The organism is Cryobacterium sp. Y82 (genome assembly GCF_002929495.1).
Taxonomy (GTDB): domain Bacteria; phylum Actinomycetota; class Actinomycetes; order Actinomycetales; family Microbacteriaceae; genus Cryobacterium; species Cryobacterium serini.
In genome coordinates, this window is the sequence record NZ_PJJJ01000023.1 from 22,007 (window position 1) to 39,644 (window position 17,638).

Annotated in this window: 13 protein-coding genes; 4 read left to right on the forward strand and 9 right to left on the reverse strand. The window is 63.2% G+C overall.

Annotation, left to right across the window (positions count from 1 at the left end):
- Nucleotides 1-95 precede the first annotated feature (95 nt).
- On the reverse strand, nucleotides 96-956 hold the full coding sequence (locus CXY70_RS02650; RefSeq protein ID WP_104190840.1) for a DUF1524 domain-containing protein: 861 nt from the start codon (nucleotides 954-956) through the stop codon (nucleotides 96-98).
- 153 nt (nucleotides 957-1,109) lie between these two features.
- Nucleotides 1,110-1,307, reverse strand: coding sequence for a hypothetical protein (locus CXY70_RS18190; RefSeq protein WP_146066033.1), 198 nt, complete (start codon nucleotides 1,305-1,307; stop codon nucleotides 1,110-1,112).
- A 176-nt stretch (nucleotides 1,308-1,483) separates the two neighbouring features.
- Here CXY70_RS18190 and CXY70_RS02660 point away from each other — a divergent pair, with 176 nt between their 5' ends.
- Nucleotides 1,484-3,037, forward strand: coding sequence for an HNH endonuclease signature motif containing protein (locus CXY70_RS02660; protein WP_158250888.1), 1,554 nt, complete (start codon nucleotides 1,484-1,486; stop codon nucleotides 3,035-3,037).
- 155 nt (nucleotides 3,038-3,192) lie between these two features.
- Here CXY70_RS02660 and CXY70_RS02665 read toward each other — a convergent pair whose 3' ends face one another.
- From CXY70_RS02665 to CXY70_RS02695, 7 genes are all read right to left on the reverse strand, one after another.
- Nucleotides 3,193-3,738, reverse strand: a complete 546-nt coding sequence (locus CXY70_RS02665; protein ID WP_104190843.1) for an HAD domain-containing protein — start codon at nucleotides 3,736-3,738, stop codon at nucleotides 3,193-3,195.
- A gap of 305 nt (nucleotides 3,739-4,043) precedes the next feature.
- Complete coding sequence (locus tag CXY70_RS02670; RefSeq protein WP_104190844.1) at nucleotides 4,044-5,255, reverse strand: M20 family metallopeptidase; 1,212 nt, start codon at nucleotides 5,253-5,255, stop codon at nucleotides 4,044-4,046.
- A gap of 61 nt (nucleotides 5,256-5,316) precedes the next feature.
- Nucleotides 5,317-6,090, reverse strand: a complete 774-nt coding sequence (locus tag CXY70_RS02675) for an amino acid ABC transporter ATP-binding protein (RefSeq protein WP_369851552.1) — start codon at nucleotides 6,088-6,090, stop codon at nucleotides 5,317-5,319.
- Complete coding sequence (locus CXY70_RS02680; protein WP_199183353.1) at nucleotides 6,084-6,989, reverse strand: amino acid ABC transporter permease; 906 nt, start codon at nucleotides 6,987-6,989, stop codon at nucleotides 6,084-6,086. Before CXY70_RS02680 ends, CXY70_RS02675 begins: the two co-directional genes overlap by 7 nt.
- A gap of 59 nt (nucleotides 6,990-7,048) precedes the next feature.
- On the reverse strand, nucleotides 7,049-7,981 hold the full coding sequence (locus CXY70_RS02685) for a transporter substrate-binding domain-containing protein (RefSeq protein ID WP_104190847.1): 933 nt from the start codon (nucleotides 7,979-7,981) through the stop codon (nucleotides 7,049-7,051).
- A 116-nt stretch (nucleotides 7,982-8,097) separates the two neighbouring features.
- A complete protein-coding gene (locus CXY70_RS02690) occupies nucleotides 8,098-8,922 on the reverse strand; it encodes an IclR family transcriptional regulator (RefSeq protein WP_104190848.1) in 825 nt (274 codons plus the stop codon).
- The gene (locus CXY70_RS02695) at nucleotides 8,919-10,196 is read right to left on the reverse strand and encodes an amidohydrolase family protein (RefSeq protein WP_104190849.1); all 1,278 of its coding nucleotides are present in this window, start codon (nucleotides 10,194-10,196) and stop codon (nucleotides 8,919-8,921) included. Before CXY70_RS02695 ends, CXY70_RS02690 begins: the two co-directional genes overlap by 4 nt.
- Before the next feature lie 293 nt (nucleotides 10,197-10,489).
- Here CXY70_RS02695 and CXY70_RS02700 point away from each other — a divergent pair, with 293 nt between their 5' ends.
- From CXY70_RS02700 to CXY70_RS02710, 3 genes are all read left to right on the forward strand, one after another.
- The gene (locus CXY70_RS02700) at nucleotides 10,490-11,158 is read left to right on the forward strand and encodes a M20/M25/M40 family metallo-hydrolase (RefSeq protein WP_104190850.1); all 669 of its coding nucleotides are present in this window, start codon (nucleotides 10,490-10,492) and stop codon (nucleotides 11,156-11,158) included.
- A gap of 340 nt (nucleotides 11,159-11,498) precedes the next feature.
- Nucleotides 11,499-12,341: a hypothetical protein gene (locus CXY70_RS02705; RefSeq protein WP_233205705.1), complete on the forward strand. Its 843-nt coding sequence runs from the start codon at nucleotides 11,499-11,501 to the stop codon at nucleotides 12,339-12,341.
- 354 nt (nucleotides 12,342-12,695) lie between these two features.
- Nucleotides 12,696-17,567: an NAD-glutamate dehydrogenase gene (locus tag CXY70_RS02710; protein ID WP_104190852.1), complete on the forward strand. Its 4,872-nt coding sequence runs from the start codon at nucleotides 12,696-12,698 to the stop codon at nucleotides 17,565-17,567.
- Nucleotides 17,568-17,638: the final 71 nt, after the last annotated feature.

Sequence of the window (17,638 nt, forward strand, 5' to 3'; positions counted from 1 at the left end):
GGCGGCGTGCCGGGCGCCATCCGCTTTGCGACCGCTTAGACCCGCCATGACGGCGGAGGCGATGGCTGGGTCGGCCGGACAGCGTCTCCGGTCCGTTAGCTTTCGCAGCCGACGCCGTCGCCGTCGCGGTCTAGGTGTCGTCCGTAGCCGGCGTCGCCAACGTGCACCGGAGCAGCACCCGCTGCTCGTGCCGCAGTGCAGTTATCGTAATACGCACTTGCCGGTGCCGGTGCCGGTGCCGGTGCCGGTGCCGGTGCCGGAGCAACCGGTGCGGCCGGTGCCGGTTCCACGACGACAGGTACTGGCGCGACGGCCACGGGAGCGGGCGCGAAAGCGGATGCCGTAGCCCGTTCATCGGGGCAAGCCTTGAGAATTCGGGTCATCGCGTCGTGCTCGGCCGGTGTCACCCACAGCCCGTATGTTGCCTTCACCGAAATCTGGCGTGCCACATAGGCGCACCGGTACGACTTCACCGGAGGTAACCATGTGGCTGTGTCGCCGTCACCCTTGCTGGAGTTCGTGCGCCCATCCACAGCGAGAAGGTTGAGTGGATCGTTCGCTAGGGACACCCGCTGAGCCTGGCTGAGTTGCTGAGCGCCGGTCTGCCACGCATTCGACAGCGCTACCACGTGGTCGATCTGTACCAGCGACGATGTCGAGTTTCCCCGCACAAAACTAATCGTTTTCCCCGTGTACGGCCCGATCAGCGTTCCGGTCAGAATGCGACAGGTTCCGGATTTTTCCGTGACAGTGAGGTCGCGAGCCAAGATATCGTTACGCGTGTCGCAGCCGTTCCGGTCGACATCGAGCCAGGCGGTACCGAAGCCACCGCTGCGGTTGTATCCAGTCTCGGGTGCCCGGCCCTTCACTGGCAGGGTCGCCAGCAGCGCGACGGCCGTGGTGTCGGTCGCCGCGGTATCGGCAAGAACGATGCTCGCGGCTTCCGATGCCGGCATCGTGGTGGCCGGATCGACCGGCGCTTCGTCGGTGAAGGCCAGGGGAGTTGGCTTCGGGCTATGCGTCCGGGTCGCGCTCGGTGTCGGTGCGGAAGTTGCTGTCGGTTGTGCACTCGTGCTCGCCAGATTTGTGTCGATGGATGCCGCTGCCAGCTACGATCCCGCGATGACCGCCACGAGCGCCCCGGCCAGAACTGCCCCTGCAATCCTGCGCGATGGGATGACCGCCCAGGACTGGCGGCCGGTGGCCAAAACATAGATGGCGGTGAGGGAGCCGATCGTGCCAGCCATCGTGAACAGGCCGGAGAATCCGCCGGTCGATGCGGCCACGAGCAGTAACACTTGTGACACACCGAGCATGATCCAGGTGAGTGTAGAGAATTTGGGTCCGTGGAGGCGAGCCCGCGAGGACCGCGGCTTCCGTTTACTGGCAGAAAATTCTGAACACAAATCAGTATTTTACTGATATTCTCTCGTGTTTAGGGATGATTCCGGCTATAATTGGGGGTGAAGGAGGCACCGACGCCATGACCCTCACCGCTCCACCCGCTCCACCCGCTGCAACCGGCCTCGTGCCGGAACCCGAGGGTTCCCGAGTTGAAGTCATTGGTCAAGCGGGTGCTTTGCTGGGCTTCGTTCTGGACGGAACACGGTTTGGTCACCTGGATGACGCTGAAGCCGTCGCGGTGTTGGCGGCGTTGGAAGAGCTCGGTCGCAGGGTCGATGGTGCCAGGCTACGGGCAACCACCGACATTGGTGTGCGCGCCGAAACCGACCTCGGCAACGGGTCGCTCGCCTACAAAAACGGATGCCGCAACCGGGTCGAGTTCATCACCCAACTCGCCGGCATCTCCGGCCGCGAAGCTAAACGGCGCCTGAAACTCGGCGAGACCGTCGTGGAACGCACCCCGATGGGCCTGCCCGTGCCAGCCCGATACCCGGTCATCGCCGACGGCCTGGAGAGCGGGGAGCTCGGGGTGGAGTCGGCGGAGATCATTGCCACCACATTGACCGCGCTGCACGGCAAGGTGATGCAGGACGATCTTGACCACGTGGAACGCGCCCTCGTTGCGTCGGCTACCGGAGCGATCACCCCGGAAACGGCCGGGCTACCGGGCGCGGGCATCCGCTTCGCCCCCGACCTGCTGCGGGCACAAGCCCTGGAATGGCAAGGACGGCTCGACCCCGACGGCACCGCCCCCACCGACGACCTCACGGAAGCGAAAAGCACGCTCACCTTCGGGCTGCTGCGCAACGGCCTCTACCCGCTGCGCGCCGACGTCACCCCCGAACTACGCGGCATCATGGACACCCTCTTCGACACCTACCTCTCGGCCCGGTCTCGCACACCGCGGTTTGAACCCACCGAATCCGGCGACGACCCCAGTGAGCTGGACGGCGTCGACGTTAGTGATCCGAACGCAGATGGTGAACGCTTCAGCGCCGACCCCTTCAGCGGCGACATCCGCTACGACGGCGACCGCCGCACCGCCGGCGAAAAACGCGCTGACATCCTTCGCTCGGTGTTCGAAGCGGCCGCCCGCGACCCGAAAACCCCGACCATGGGCGGTGCCGCCCCCACCGTCATGATCCACGTCAATGCCATCGACCTCGACCAGGAGCGCGGGGTTGGGTGGATCGACGGCATCGAAGCGCCCGTCTCGTTGCGCCGAGTGAAAGAAGCCATCTGCGCTGGCGGCGCCCAAAAGGTCATCATCGGCACCAACGGCGACATCCTCCGCCTCGGCGACACAGTGCGCTGCTTCAGCCCCAAACAACGAGCCGCGATCAGTGCCCGCGACGAAGGCTGCATCATCCCCGGCTGCACCACCCCCGCCCGCTGGTGCGAAACCCACCACGTCATCCCCTGGCGCAAACACGGCCCCACCACCATCGACAACGGCACCCTCCTCTGTTGGTACCACCACCACACCATCGACACCAGCGGCTGGAACATCCGCATGATCAACCGCCGACCCCAAATACGCGGGCCCCTCCTCTGGGACCCCACCCAAACCTGGCGCCCCGCACACACCCACCGCGCCAACACCCCCAGCCCCGAACCACCCTGGCGCACCTAATTGAACTTGGCGTAGTTCATTGAACCTGGCGTAGTTAGTCGAACCTGGCGCAAATAGTTGAACCAATTGAACCTGCGCAGCTAGCCGAACGTGGCCGCACCGTGTTCAGTCGTGGCAAGAGTGGCACGATCGGCACGGCGAGCGCTCGAACTGCGTCAGGGCAGCTGTTCAAGCCAGATGCGCATCAGGGCGATGTCGTCAACGGTGATGCCTACCGCGGAGTGCGGTGGAATGAGCAGCGACGGTGTCTCCAGCGTGGCGTTGAGCACCTTCTCCCCGTGAAGTTCCACGTCGGCATCGTCGATCCAGATAAACGGTGCAGGCACGTTCTGATCTTCTTCGATGCGCTGGGACTTCCACAGTCCCGTCTCGCCATCGGTTCGGCCGGGGCGTTTCGGAGGGGTCGTCACGTCGAGCATGCGCCCGCCGGCCAGTCCGTGCAGCTCGGGTACGAGCAGCTGCCGGGTGGCATCGAACTCGTTCCAGGAGGTGAGCCAGACCAGTTCTACTCCGTATTGCATCAGCAAGGAGTCGAGAGCCGTAATCAGGCGGGGAGCCCAGCGCACGTCACGGGTGGAAGCATGACCGTCGCCGTACTCGATGTTGATCGATGCCTTGGCCACGTCGCCCCAGGCCGGGTCTGGCTCGGAACGGGGGCACAGGCACCCGTTGACGGAGAGATAGAGTCTTGGAACGGTCATTCTGCCTGCCCATCGTGATAGGTGGCGCTGCCCGCATCGATGATGCGTGCTCGATCTGCCATATTGGCCATAGTGGTATCGCTGTTTAGCGTGAAATTATAAATTGTCGGACTCCCAAAAAGCTTCTGGATCCAGCTAAGCACGCAGGAGCGAGATGCGCCTCCCCGCGAACTGGGTGAACTTTAGTGCCGTGTCGCGCGGCTTATTCGTGGCATGTGTGCATGGCAAGCGTCCGCTTTTGTGCGCGCACCGACTACGTGCGCGAAACCGACGACGTGGTGGGTCCACCGAAGCCGGCCAAGGCCTTAAACCGCCAGTTCGGCCATGCGCGACAGCGCCAGCTGCGTGTACAGGGCCGTGCCATCGGCCAGGACACCGTCGTCAAAGGTTGCCGCGGGGGAGTGGTTGAAGGCGGCGGGGGCATCCGCTTGCCGCGGCGCGGCCGAGAGAAAGACAAAGGTTCCCGGTACCTGTTGCAACACTCGCGAGAAGTCCTCGGAGCCGCTGAGGGGGTTGACCATGCGTGTGAACCGTTTTTCGCCGAAGAGTTCGCCGACGACGCGCTCGGCCCGGCCGGTTTCGCCCTCGTTTGTGACGGTCAGCGGATATTCGGTGACGTAGTCCACCGTTACTTCAACGCCGTGCGCGGCCGCGATTCCCTTGAGCAGCCGAGGCACCACGCGCGCCAGCTTGGCGCGCGACTCGGGAGTGTATGACCGCACGGTCGCTTCAAGTCGCGCGGAGTCGGGGATGATATTGCGCTTGGTGCCGGCGTGCAGCACCCCGACCGAGAGCACCACCGGGTCGAACATGTCGAACTGGCGGGTGACCATCACCTGCAGGGCGGTGACCATCTCGGCAATCACCGTCACCGGATCCTGCGCCTGGTGCGGGGCAGAGCCGTGCCCGCCAGCCCCGTGCACCGTCACCGTGAGGCCATCGCTGGCCGACATCAGGGTTCCTGTGCGACTGGCGAATTGCCCGTTGGATGCGCCGGCCGACGTGACGTGCAGGCCGTAGGCGGCGTCGGCGCGGCGGCCGGCAGCGTCGAGCACGCCCTCGCTAATCATCACTCCCGCCCCGTCGTAGCCCTCCTCGCCGGGCTGAAACATGAGTACGACGTCTCCGGCGAGTTGGTCACGGTGGTGGGCGAGCAGAGTCGCCGCGCCCACGAGCATGGCGGTGTGCAAGTCGTGACCGCAGGCGTGCATGGCGCCGTCAATGCGCGAGCTGAACTCCAGCCCGGTGCGTTCCTGAACTGGGAGCGCGTCCATGTCGCCGCGCAGCAACACCACGGGCCGTGAAGCGGATGCCCCGACGCCGGTTCCGCGCAGCACCGCCGTCACCGAGGTCGTGTCGGTACCAAGACTGATCTCGTACGGAAGGCCCTGGAGGGCCTCGAGTACCTTCTCCTGCGTGCGTGGCAACTGCAGCCCGATTTCGGGTTCCTGGTGCAGTCGGTGGCGCAGGTCGGTGATGGCTCCGGCAAGTTCACGGGCATCTGAGAGTATGGTCACGGTTTCTCCTTTGAAGGCGACTGGTGGTTACAGTGTGAGCCGCAACGGGAGAGTTGTCGAATCAAACCAGGGTCTTGCGCAGAAACTCCCGGGTGCGCGGCTGCTGCGAGTGGTCGAAGACCTCGGTCGGCGACCCCTGCTCAAGAATGACGCCGCCGTCCATAAAGACGACCCGATCGGCGGCTGCCCGAGCGAAGCCCAACTCGTGGGTGACCACGAGCATGGTGGCGCCACTGGCCGCCAACGCGGCCATTACATCGGTGACTTCGCTGACGTTTTCCGGATCGAGGGCCGACGTCGGTTCGTCAAACAAGAGCAGAGCGGGTTCGAGGGCCAGTGCCCGGGCGATGGCGACGCGCTGCTGCTGCCCGCCGGAGAGCTGGCGCGGGTAGGCGTTGGCGCGATCGGCCAATCCAACCCGGGCCAGCAGTGTCATGCTGCGCTCGATGGCGTCGGCCTTGCTCAATTTGAGAATGGAGCGGGGGCCGTCGGTAATGTTCTGCAGCACGGTCCAGTGCGGAAACAGGTTGAAGTTCTGAAAAACCATTCCCACGTTGCGACGCTGCACGGCGATCTGGCTTTCGGTGAGCCGGCGCACGGTCTCTCCAGACCCTTGCCGATAGCCCATCAGCTCGTCGCCTACCCAGATCGACCCGCCGCTGGCAACCTCGAGGCAATTCACGCAGCGCAGCAGGGTGGATTTTCCCGACCCTGACGCACCGAGAATCGCGACCGTCTCGCCGATACGCACCTCGAGATTTATGCCCTTGAGCACCTCGACCCCGGAGAATTGCTTGCGCAATTCGCTGATGCGCAGAAGGGGCAAAGTCACGATTCCATACCTCGATTCAGGGTGCGCTCGGCGGCTCGTCGATCGAAAAACCTGGCGACCAGAGACGAACTGCTCTTGCGGCTGGCCCCCCGGCCATAGTGACGCTCAATGAAGAACTGCACGCCGTTGAGCACGGTCGTGATGAACAGGTACCAGATACTCGCGACAATCAGCAGTGGCACGGTTTGATAGGTCTGGCTGTAGATCTCCTTGACCGAGAACAACAGCTCGGCTCCGCCGATCACGCTCACCAACGAAGTTCCCTTCACCAGCGCGATGATGGAGTTGAAAGTGGGCGGAACGATGAAGCGCATGGCCTGGGGCAGCTGGATTCGAAAGAAGACCCGAACCGGCTTCATGCCCAGTGCTTGTGCCGCCTCGAGCTGCCCCTCGTCGACCGAGATCAGCCCAGCGCGATAGATCTCGGCCTGATAGGCGGCATCGTGCAGACCAAGACCGACTATGGCCGCCAACAGCGGCGTCACCAGAGTGTTGGACTCAATGGAGGCGAATGTCGGACCAAACGGAATCCCGATGCTCAAGACCGGCACGAGCAGGCCGATGTTGAACCAAAAGATCAGTTGCACGAGCTGTGGTGTGCCCCGGAAGAGCCAGATGTACGACGAAGCGAGCACGCGTAACAGGGTATTGTCTGACAGCCGGCACACCGCCAGAACGCCGCCGAGAACCAGACCGATCGTCATCGCCGTTACCGTGAGAAAGAGAGTCATCACAACGCCCTGGAGCACGGTTTCACTGTTGAGGTATTGCCCGACGACGTCCCATTCAAAGTTGGGGTTCGTCAGGAACAGGTGCACGATTTGCGCGGCGACGACCACGGTGATTATGGAGAGTACCCAGGTAGCGGGCCGCCGGGGAGCCAAGGCGTGTGCGACGTCCACGGGGTGTTGCGTGAGAGGCAATTCGAAGTCAGTCTGGTTACTCGGCAGGGTAGCCATGACTATTGCGGGTTCGCGGCGAGCCAGTCGGCGTAGAGGTTGATGCCGGGCTGTTCGATAATCTCTCGATCGAGACCGTACTTGGTCATGATCTTCTCGTAGTCACCATTGTCAAAGAGCACCTGAAAACTCGCGAGCAGGGGGTCAGAGAGCTCAGAATCTTTAGGGAGCAGAGCTCCCATGAACTGACCGGCGAACCCGTTGGCGAACTCGTCGCCGACGACTTCCAACTCGCCGTTTGATTCCCTGGCCGCGTAGAACAGCGAGGCGCCGCCGGTGAAGAAGGCATCCGTTCGCCCTGATCGCAACGCCAGCACGCCGTCGGGAACGCTCGCGACGCTCAGCACGGTGAGGTTCTTACCCTGCTCCTGGCACTTCACTGCCTGAGCCTCGGCGACTCTGTACGTGGCGGCGTTGGCGAGTGCTGCCACTGTGACATCACACAGTTCGTCCATGTTGGTGACGTTCTTGGGGTTGCCCTTCTCAACCAGGAAAGGTACGACCTCCTGCAGAACGTCAACGAATTCGGCGCCTGGGCGCTCCTTCGGTCCGCCGACCGAGTCGGCGTAGGGGAAGAAACCGAAGGCGTAACGTTCGGCGCTGATCGCGGCGAATGCGCCGGAAATGTCCGGCACGGTGGCGATCTTGATATCCACGCCCATCACCTCCGCGATGGCCTCCATCAGCTCGGCGCCGGCGCCGGTGTACTCGCCGGTTTTTCCGGGCGTCGTTACCCACCACGGTGGGTTTGCACCGCTCGTGACGACAGTGAGCTCGCCGGCGTCCTGAACGTTTTGGGGTAAAGCGTCGTGAATGGCTTGGTCCATGAGAGTGGAAACTGCGGGGTCTGCCGGTTCAACCGCTGCGCTACAACCGGCTAAGAGCGAGACCGAGAGGGCCAGGCAGAGGGTTATCGCGATCTGGATACGCTTCATTGATGGTGCTCCGTTGCTGTAGTTGATTAAGCTGAACTCAACATGCCTGCGTGAAATGTGGTGTGTTTTGCAGGCGATTGGCGACGGAGCGTTGGAGTTGCTCGGTAGAAGCGCCGCTATTTTTGGTGGTGGCCGAGCGTTGCAGAAATGCGGTGGGCGGCGCTGACGACCGAATCCCTCCACGCACCCTCGACATTGCCCGACACCCGCGACATGGCACCCCCAATTACCAAGGCCGCGATCATGTCACCAGAGTAGTCGTAGACAGGCGCGGCGACGGCCCCGGCCCCGGAATCGACCTCGCCGAGGCTGAGGCTGTAACCGCGTTGGCGAATTTCCTCTAATTGTCGGCGCAACTCGCCCTCGTCGGTGATGGTGTGTTCGGTGAACGCTGGCCCCCGATGTTTGAGTACCTGGGTCAGGTGTTGCTCGTCCTGGCCGGAGAGCAGCATCTTCTGCCCCGCCCCCGCAGTTAGTGGTCGTTTCTGGCCGACATTCACCGAGATGCGCAGGGAATGGGTGCTCTCAATGCGGGAGATGCAGATCGCTTCCATGCCCAACGGAGCCAGCAGGTAGACCGTTTCATTGGTCTGCGCTTGCAACGCGTCCAGCTCGGGCTGCGCGGCGGCACGCAATGCCTCGATCGGTTGGGCCGCCACTTCGCCGAGGGTGAGCAATCGACTGCCCACCCGGTAGTGGTCGCCTACGCGTTGGAGAAAACCGCGCGATTCGAGGGTTTTAATCAGTCGGAACGCCTTGTTTCGGGTCACGCCAATTCGCCGGGCGATGTCGGCAACGCGCAGTTCCCTTTGTCCACTCTCGAACTCGAGCATGATGTCGAGGGCCGCGGCGACCGGCCCGATCATGTAGTCGGTGGCCGGGCCTGCTGCGACGGGCGGTGCCGTCGACGTCTCCGGGGTGTCGGCGGTGTCGGTCGTCATGCGGTTACCGCGATCGTTCGGCGGCTGCGCGCATCCGCTATAGAAAGAGGTGAACCACTCATGAACTGGCCACCTTTCAGCACGGCGGTACGACGGCTCGCATCCTGTAGCAAGCGGATGTCCCGGTGCAGGTCGCCGTCCACGATGAGCAGATCGGCGAATTTGCCCGCCGCGACGGTACCGACATTGGCTGACATGCCCAGGCACTGGCTGGACTGGTCAGTGGCGACCGCGATCGCTTCTGCTTGGGTCATTCCGGCCTCGACCAGCAATTCCAATTCCATCCCGGTGCGCCCGAATCCGTGGAACGGGTTGGTATCGGTGCCCGCCGCGATGCGCACGCCGAGTCGCACGGCCCGAGCAATGCTCTCTCGATGGCGCGCAGGCATGTCGGCGGTGTGGGCGCGCACGCTTGCCTGGGACAGGGTGCTGTGCCAGTTGGAGATGCACATTGTTGGAACATACCATGTGCCGCGATCAGCCATTTCGCGCGCGCACTCTTCGGTGAGATAGGTTCCGTGCTCAATGGTATCGACGCCAGCCTGCACGGCCAGGATCGCGCCGGGGTCACCGTGGGCGTGTGCGCACACCGGGATCCCCTCGATGTGCGCCTCGTCCACGATGGCTGCGAGTTCTTCCTCGGTGAACAGCGGGCGGTGCTGTCGTCGTGCGGCGAACGTCATGCTGCCCGACATGGCAACCTTGATGACGTCGGCGCCCATGCGAATAACCTCTCGGACCTTGGCCCGGGCAGCCACCGGGCCGTCGCACCACGGTTTGGGCAGGCCAGGCCAGATCTCGTACCGCCCGCGGGAATTGATCGCGCCGCCCGACACCGGGTGGTGATCCATCAGCGAGTTCGTCGGCGACACAATGATCAGCGAGGTCTGCAAACGTGGACCGGGAATGACTCCGCGGTCAACGGCTTCGACGAACCCGCGTTCCAAACCCCCGAGATCGCGGGCCGTGGTGATTCCCGCCTCCACCGTCACCTTCAGGGCAGCCACGGTCTGGGACACCAGCAGTCCAAGCGGTTCCGGGTGCGCGACCAGGCTCTGCGCCCACCCGGCGTGGTGCGTATGGCAGTCGATAAGGCCGGGCATCAGGGTGGCACCGCCCAGATCGACGACCTCGACCGTGCTGGGAAGGGGGCGATCGTCGGTCACCTCGACAATACGTTCGCCATCGATAATCACGGTCGACCGTGCGCGGGCCGGGCCACCGGTGCCATCGATGAGACGAGCGTTGACAAGGGCACGCAGCTGGGGGGTCATGACGGGCTCGTTTCGGGAGGTTGAAAGAAGGGTAGAGGCGCGCACCTCGCGCACTCGCCAGCGCCGACCGCCGCACGGTTCCAGATTCTTCGCGGAAGTTCGTGGGACAGGCAGTTTTCAAATTGTATCGCTGCATAGACAGGACATCTATATGATGAACAGAAATGGCCAGTGACATTCGCCGTGAGGGGCTACCAAATGTTGATGACCGAAGCTGACCGGGAGGTTTTTCTGGGTCGTGGAAGCGGTGCAGCAAGTGCGAGGCCACGCCGGTATGCCGGGCCAGTGACGTTATGACCATGGACGATGTCTACGCCCACATTGATTCCGGGTTTGCCGCAGCGCTCGACGAACTCGCCTGTCTCGTTCGCACCGCCGGCGTGAGTGCTCAGCCCACAGACGACCTTGCCGTGTGCGCCCAGATCGTGCTGAACAGTGTCTGCACGAGTGGTCTGCGCGCGCACCTGATCGAGGGCTATGGACCGCCGGCGGTGTACGGCGAACGCGTCGTCGATCCCGGTCTGCCGACCGTACTCATTTACGGGCACTACGACGTGCAACCGGCGGATTTTGATGCGCGATGGCATGACGATCCGTTCAAGTCGACCATTCGAGCCGGTCGCGTGTTCGGGCGTGGCACCGGCGAGCTTCCGGTTAATGTAAAGGTGCTCATTGAGGGCGAGGACGAGATTAAAAGCCCGCATCTGGCCGAACTCGTCCGCGACAACCGGCACTTGTTGGCGGCCGATCTCGTCATTACGTCGGAAAGTCCCGTGCATCGCAACGGTACTCCGCAGCTCGTGCTCGGCACTCGCGGACAGCGCGGCGTTGAGTTGCGCACCCGCGGGGCGAACCGGGAGGCGCACCCTGGAAGCCTCGGCGGGCTGCTGCCCGAGAACTTTGACCTGTCGCGATTCACAGACGAGATGAGAATTTTTGCCACCATCCTCGGTATTTTTTAGCCTGAATCCGCGCTCTACTCCGTTCTCCCGCCGATCGATACGATCAGGCTAAACACCCCGTCGCGCCGGTGACTGACCGGTCAGCAGTCGCAAAGTATGCCACGACAGAACACACGTGACCGATAATCAGGGGTTTCGCAGAAAATCGTGAGGTTTTGTTCAATAAGACCGGGCATGCTGGCGGCCTCGCCCGCGCCACCCCGAAGTGCACGGGCCAAAAACCCAGCGAACGGGCGTACCTAGCGTCCATCATTCGCGCCAGATGAAGGACATGCGCCCAAAACACACGGAAACGCCCCATGCCCACGTTGCCCTCCCAAACACTCAAATTCACCGTAAGATGCGCAAACCACGAACCCGCCGACATGAGATTGCCGTAGCGACCGGTACCGTACTCGTTATTGCCGGCCTGGTCGCCAGCAGCGGATTCGTCGCCCAATCGGCCGATGCCAGGCAGGGCAGCGTCGCTGCCACGGCCGTACTCGCCGAAAGCAGGGGCCTGCAGGGCGATCAGCTCGACTTCTACGTGCAGCGCGGCGAGACCATCACGCGCGATAACGCATCCGCTGCGCTCAGCGAGGCCCACGTCGTCATCGCTGCCAGCCAAAGCAAAGTGGACGCCACCACTCTCAGCTCGGTAGTCAGCTCGCTGGCCAGCTACGCGATCCTGCCCATCGAACGGGTGGAATCGCTCACGGCCGAGGCGAAGGCAGAGACCGCGTCGGTCGCTGCCGCCACGGCTGAGGTCGACCGCGTCGCCGCCGAGGCTGCTGCGGCTGCCGCGGCCGCTGCGGCTGCTGAAGCAGCGGCTCAAGCCGCAGCGCAAGCAGCTGCCGAAGCCGCTCGCATGCAATCCCTCGCGGGCGGCAATTCCGTCGACGGTGCGCGCGCTACAGCTCGTTCGATGGCCGCCTCGCAGTACGGCTGGGCCGAGGACCAGTTCAGCTGCCTCGATCGGTTGTGGCAGAAGGAATCCGGCTGGAACTACGCGGCCCTCAATTCCAGCAGTGGTGCGACCGGAATTCCCCAGGCACTTCCCGGTAGCAAGATGGCGTCGGCTGGCAACGACTGGGCGACCAACGCCACGACGCAGATCAGCTGGGGCCTTGGCTACATCAAGGCCTCATCTTACGGATCGCCGTGCGCAGCCTGGTCGCACTCGCAGTCTGTCGGCTGGTACTAAAAGCGGTTGGTGTTGTCCGTTTATGTGCCGGTCACGACCGAATCGACGAGCAGCTGTCTATTTCCGGGTGGCCGGCCGCAGGTTCTGCGACGACGTTCCAGAGTGCAGGGCCCGGCGCTACGATGGGCGAGCAAGGGTTTCCATGATTGAGTTCGGCGAGGCACACCGACGTGCCCGTTGCAGGAGCCCGCACACGCAGTTCGTTTGTGTGCACAGTGCGCTGGTTGTTGTTCGCAGGTTTCCGGTCATTGCCGTGCCAGATTCCCACCCGGGAATGTCGGCGGTGACCGGTAGCTTGTGAGCGTAACCAAGCCGCACCCGCACGGCGATGAATTTGATGGAGGCGTTTTTTCGATGTCGTCTGGTTTCACCCGAACGGGTCTGTCCCCAGCGGGTCTATTCCCCTTAGGCCCAACGTTCGAAACGTTCATAGATGATTACTACGAGCATCTAACAGGCGAAGATGCGGCGAGCTATACCCCCGAGCTTCTCGAGGCTCGGGCGCGGGCCCACTGGCAGGTCGCGCAGCACCGGGTGCCGAAGACCGCGACCGTCGAGATTCACAGTGAAGCCGGTCGCAGTGTCGTCTATATCGTCACCGACGACATGCCTTTTCTCGTTGACTCGGTCACGGCCGAGCTGGTGCGCCAGCACTCCGCCATCCACCTGGTCGTGCACCCCCTGCTCATCGTCGCTCGCAGCAAGTCCACGAACGACCTCGTCGACATCAACCGCATCCCGACCAGCGTCGGCGTCTCCAGTGCCGGCGTCTCCAGCGGTGATACCTCTGCCATGCCCAATATCGCCCACCTCATCGCTACCGGTGATGATGCTTCACACCTCGAGTCCTGGATCGCCATCGAGATCGACAGCACGAGCGACGACGAGCAGGCCAGCCTTATCGCCGGGTTGAGCGCTGTGCTCAAAGACGTGCGGGCCGCGGTCGAAGACTGGCCGCTCATGCGCACCAAGGCCATGCAGATCGCCAAAGCGCTCGACACAATCGTTGATGCCGAGCACATCAAAGACCTTCACCAGACCCAGCAGCTCTTGCAGTGGCTCGACGAGGGCAATTTCACTTTTCTCGGCTACCGCGAATACAACCTTGAAACGCAGGGCGGCGAGGATGTGCTCACTCTCATCCAGGGCAGCGGCCTCGGCCTGCTGCGTTTTGCCGACGACCGCCACCAGGTTCAGCACCTGACAGATGCCGGCCGTCAAAAGGCGCGCGAGCGTACCGCCCTGGTGATCACTAAGGCCAACTCCCGGTCAACCGTGCACCGTCCCGCCTACTTCGACTACATCGGAATCAAGAGTTTCGATGCCTCCGGCCAGGTCGACGGTGAGCAGCGTTTTATCGGTCTGTTCGCCGCGAGCGCGTACACCAGTTCGGTCACCGCCGTTCCGGTGCTGCGCGAGAAGGTCACGGCTGTGATGACCGAAGTCGGTTTTCCGCCCGAGTCGCACAGCGGAAAAGACCTGCTCGGCATCATGGAAACCTATCCTCGTGACGAGCTGTTCCAGATCGAGGTGCCCGCCCTCGTCACGGCGTCGCTGGCTATTCAGCGTCTGCAGGAACGCCGTCGTACCCGCCTGTTCCTGCGACCCGACATTTACGGCCGGTTCATGTCGGCGCTGGTGTACCTTCCGCGTGACCGCTACAACACCGGCGTACGACTGCGCATCGAGAAAGAACTACAGGAGACGTTCAAGTCGGAGTCGCTCGATTTTGAAGCGCGGATGACCGAGTCTGCGCTCGCGCGCTTGTTCTATCGCATCCGCTTGCCCAAAACTGTCTCGGCGGAGTCCGTCGATGTCGCCGCGCTGGAGCAACGCCTGGCCAGAGCCGTTCGATCCTGGTCCGAGGGAATCAGTGACGAACTGGGTGAGACACACTCGGTTGAAGAAGCAAAGCGGTTGGCCGACGTGTGGGCCAACGCTTTTCCCGACAGCTACCGGGTCGACTACGAAATTACCGACGCGCTGGAAGACATTGGGCGATTCGAGGCTCGTGCCGCGGAGGTGGCGGCATCCGCGCAGGCGCACACCCGCCCTGGGCTGCACGTATACCTGCCCAGAACGACTGGTGACCCGGGCGAAGACGCCCGCATCAAGCTCTACATGACCGAACCGAAAAGCCTCAGCCAGATTCTGCCGTTTCTACAGAACCTCGGCATCGAGGTGCTCGATGAAGTGCCGTTCGACATACAGACCGCTGACGGGCGCCGCTTCTATCTCTACGACCTCGGCTTGCACTACCCGGCCGGAGTTGACCCGGTTGCGACCGGAACGTTGCTCGCCGACTCTTTCGGCGCGGCCATCAGCGGAGCCATCGAATCCGACAGCCTCGACCGCCTGGTATTGCAAGACGGCATGCCCTGGCACCGGGTCATCATCCTGCGCAGTTACGCCAAGTACCTGCGGCAGATCGGTAACACCAACTCCTACGGCTTCGTCGCAAACGTTCTTCTCGCCAACCCGGCCGTCACCCGCGGCCTCGTTGCCCTGTTCGAGGCCCGTTTCGACCCCGACCTCACTGACGACGAGCGGATGCTCCGCGTCGCCGACGTGCGCGAACAGCTGCGGGTCGCGATGGAGCAGGTCGTCACCCTCGACGCCGACCGTGTGCTGCGCACGTTCGTCACTCTGATCGAAGCGTCGCTGCGCACGAACTTCTTCCAGTACAAGCCCTATCTCAGTATCAAGCTCGACCCGTCACAGATCGCGCAGATGCCTTCACCCAAGCCCATGTATGAAATCTGGGTGTACTCGCCGCGGGTGGAGGGTGTGCACCTGCGCTTCGGCAAGGTAGCCCGCGGCGGGCTGCGCTGGTCCGATCGCCGTGAGGATTTTCGTACCGAGGTGCTCGGCCTGGTGAAGGCGCAAACGGTCAAGAATGCCGTCATCGTGCCCACCGGCGCCAAGGGCGGATTCTTCGCCAAGAAGTTACCCGACCCCGGTCTTGACCGTGCGGCGTGGATGTCCGAGGGTATCGACAGCTACAAGACGTTCATTCGCGGGCTGCTCGACCTGACCGACAACCTGGTGGCCGAGGCCGATGGCGAGCATGTCGTTGCACCACACCGGGTGGTGCGCCATGACGACAACGACAGTTATCTTGTGGTCGCCGCTGATAAGGGCACGGCATCCTTTTCCGACATCGCCAATGGGCTGGCCGCAGAGTACGGCTTCTGGCTCGGCGATGCGTTCGCCTCCGGTGGATCGGTCGGCTACGACCATAAGGAGATGGGTATCACCGCCAAGGGAGCCTGGGAGTCGGTCAAGCGCCACTTCAGCGAACTCGGTGTTGACACACAATCCGAAGACTTCACCGTTGTCGGTGTCGGCGATATGTCCGGTGACGTGTTCGGCAACGGCATGCTGCTGTCCAAGCACATTAAACTCGTCGCGGCCTTCGACCACCGACACATTTTTCTCGACCCCAACCCGGACCCAGCGCTTTCCTCCGTCGAACGCGCCCGGTTGTTCGAACTGCCGCGCTCATCCTGGGCTGACTACGGGGCCGACCTGATCAGCGCCGGTGGTGGCGTCTTCCCGCGTCAGGCCAAGGTCGTTCCGATCTCGCCCGAGGTGCGGGTCGTGCTCGGGCTGCCAGAGGGGACCACTCAGCTGAGCCCGCCTGAATTGCTGCGGGCGATTCTATTGGCGCCCACCGACCTGCTCTACAACGGCGGCATCGGCACCTATGTCAAAGCGAGTAGTGAATCGGCCGCGCAGGTTGGCGATAAAGCCAATGACAGCATTCGGGTCGACGGCAAGGATTTGCGGGTCAAGGTCGTCGGGGAGGGCGGCAACCTCGGGTTCACGCAACTCGGCCGCATCGAAGCCGCGCTCGCCGGGGTCATCCTCAACACGGATGCGATCGACAACTCGGCCGGGGTGGACTGCTCCGACCACGAAGTCAACATCAAGATCTTCGTGGACCGAATGGTCGCCGCCGGCAAGCTCGACCCGGCCGAGCGGGCAGGGTTCCTCGCCGAGATGACCGACGAGGTCGGGCGACTGGTTCTTGTGGACAACGTCGACCAAAATATTCTGCTGCTCAACGACCGTGTGCTGGTGAACAACTGGAGCCCGAGCTACGAGCGCCTCATGAACTGGCTTGAAGAATCGGGAGATCTGCAGCGCGAGCTGGAGGCCCTGCCGACGACGGCCACTCTGCGGGAGCGCCTGGACCGAGGGCAGGGACTGACCAGCCCGGAGTTGAGCGTGCTCGCCGCCTACGCCAAGATCGAGCTGGCCACCGCGCTGCGCGACAGCGATCTGGCCGACGACCCGTGGTTCGGCAGTACCCTGCGCCGCTACTTCCCGACGCACCTGTCAGAACGTTTCGATGCCGAGCTGGACACGCATCCGCTTCGCCGAGAGATCATCGCGACCGTCGTCGCGAACGACATGATCAACCTCGGCGGCATCACCTTCGCCTTCCGCGCGATGGAGGAAACCTCGGCTAACTCAGCGACGATCGCGCGAGCTTTCGTGGCTCTGCGCGAGGTGTACGACCTCGACTCGATGGTCGACGAACTCAACGCGCTGCCGTCGTCGTTCCCGACCGAGAAATGGACGGCGATCCACCTGGACATTCGCCGTCTGCTCGACCGTGCCGTGCGCTGGCAGGTCAATCACGGCAGCAACATGCCCGTCAGTGAGGTGATTGCAAAGTACAAGCCGCAGATCGCGCTGGTGCGCGCGCACCTCGGCGACTTTCTGCAGGGCACCGATCGAAAGCGCCTCGAAGTGCAGGAAGAAAAGGCCAGAGAATGGGGTTTGCCCGACGACCTCGGTCGCCGCTGGTCGGAATTGTTTGAGGCTTATGCGCTGCTCGACGTGGCCAAGATCGCGGCCAGAGCAGACGTGCAGGTCACCCAGGTCGCCGAAATCTATTACACGATCTATAACCGGTTCGGCATCGACAATCTGCTCGAGCGAATCACCAAACTGCCGCGCAAGGACCGCTGGCAGGCCCTCGCGCGCGCAGCCCTGCGCGACGACCTCTACTCAACCGTCGCAGACATGACTCGGTCCGTGCTGGGCGAAACGGATACCGGTGCTGCCGACGAGCGCCTCCTCGCCTGGGAAGAACTCAACGCCGAACAGCTCGGCCGGGCTCGCAGCGTGTTCGACGAGGTCAACTCGCTCGCGCAAGACGACATGGCGTCGCTCTCGGTCGCCGTGCGCCTGCTGCGTTCCATCGTGCGCCGCTAAGCATCGGGTGACGGGGGAATAACTCACCCGTTGCCAACACTGCCGACTGGTGTCTTCGGCTGTCGCGACAA

Coding starts and splice junctions, on each gene's coding strand:
- CXY70_RS02660 (WP_158250888.1), top strand. CDS start 1,484: ATGACCCTCACCGCTCCACCCGCTCCACCCGCTGCAACCGGCCTCGTG.
- CXY70_RS02665 (WP_104190843.1), bottom strand. CDS start 3,738: ATGACCGTTCCAAGACTCTATCTCTCCGTCAACGGGTGCCTGTGCCCC.
- CXY70_RS02700 (WP_104190850.1), top strand. CDS start 10,490: ATGACCATGGACGATGTCTACGCCCACATTGATTCCGGGTTTGCCGCA.
- CXY70_RS02685 (WP_104190847.1), bottom strand. CDS start 7,981: ATGAAGCGTATCCAGATCGCGATAACCCTCTGCCTGGCCCTCTCGGTC.
- CXY70_RS02690 (WP_104190848.1), bottom strand. CDS start 8,922: ATGACGACCGACACCGCCGACACCCCGGAGACGTCGACGGCACCGCCC.
- CXY70_RS02710 (WP_104190852.1), top strand. CDS start 12,696: ATGTCGTCTGGTTTCACCCGAACGGGTCTGTCCCCAGCGGGTCTATTC.
- CXY70_RS02705 (WP_233205705.1), top strand. CDS start 11,499: ATGCGCAAACCACGAACCCGCCGACATGAGATTGCCGTAGCGACCGGT.
- CXY70_RS02650 (WP_104190840.1), bottom strand. CDS start 956: ATGCCGGCATCGGAAGCCGCGAGCATCGTTCTTGCCGATACCGCGGCG.
- CXY70_RS02695 (WP_104190849.1), bottom strand. CDS start 10,196: ATGACCCCCCAGCTGCGTGCCCTTGTCAACGCTCGTCTCATCGATGGC.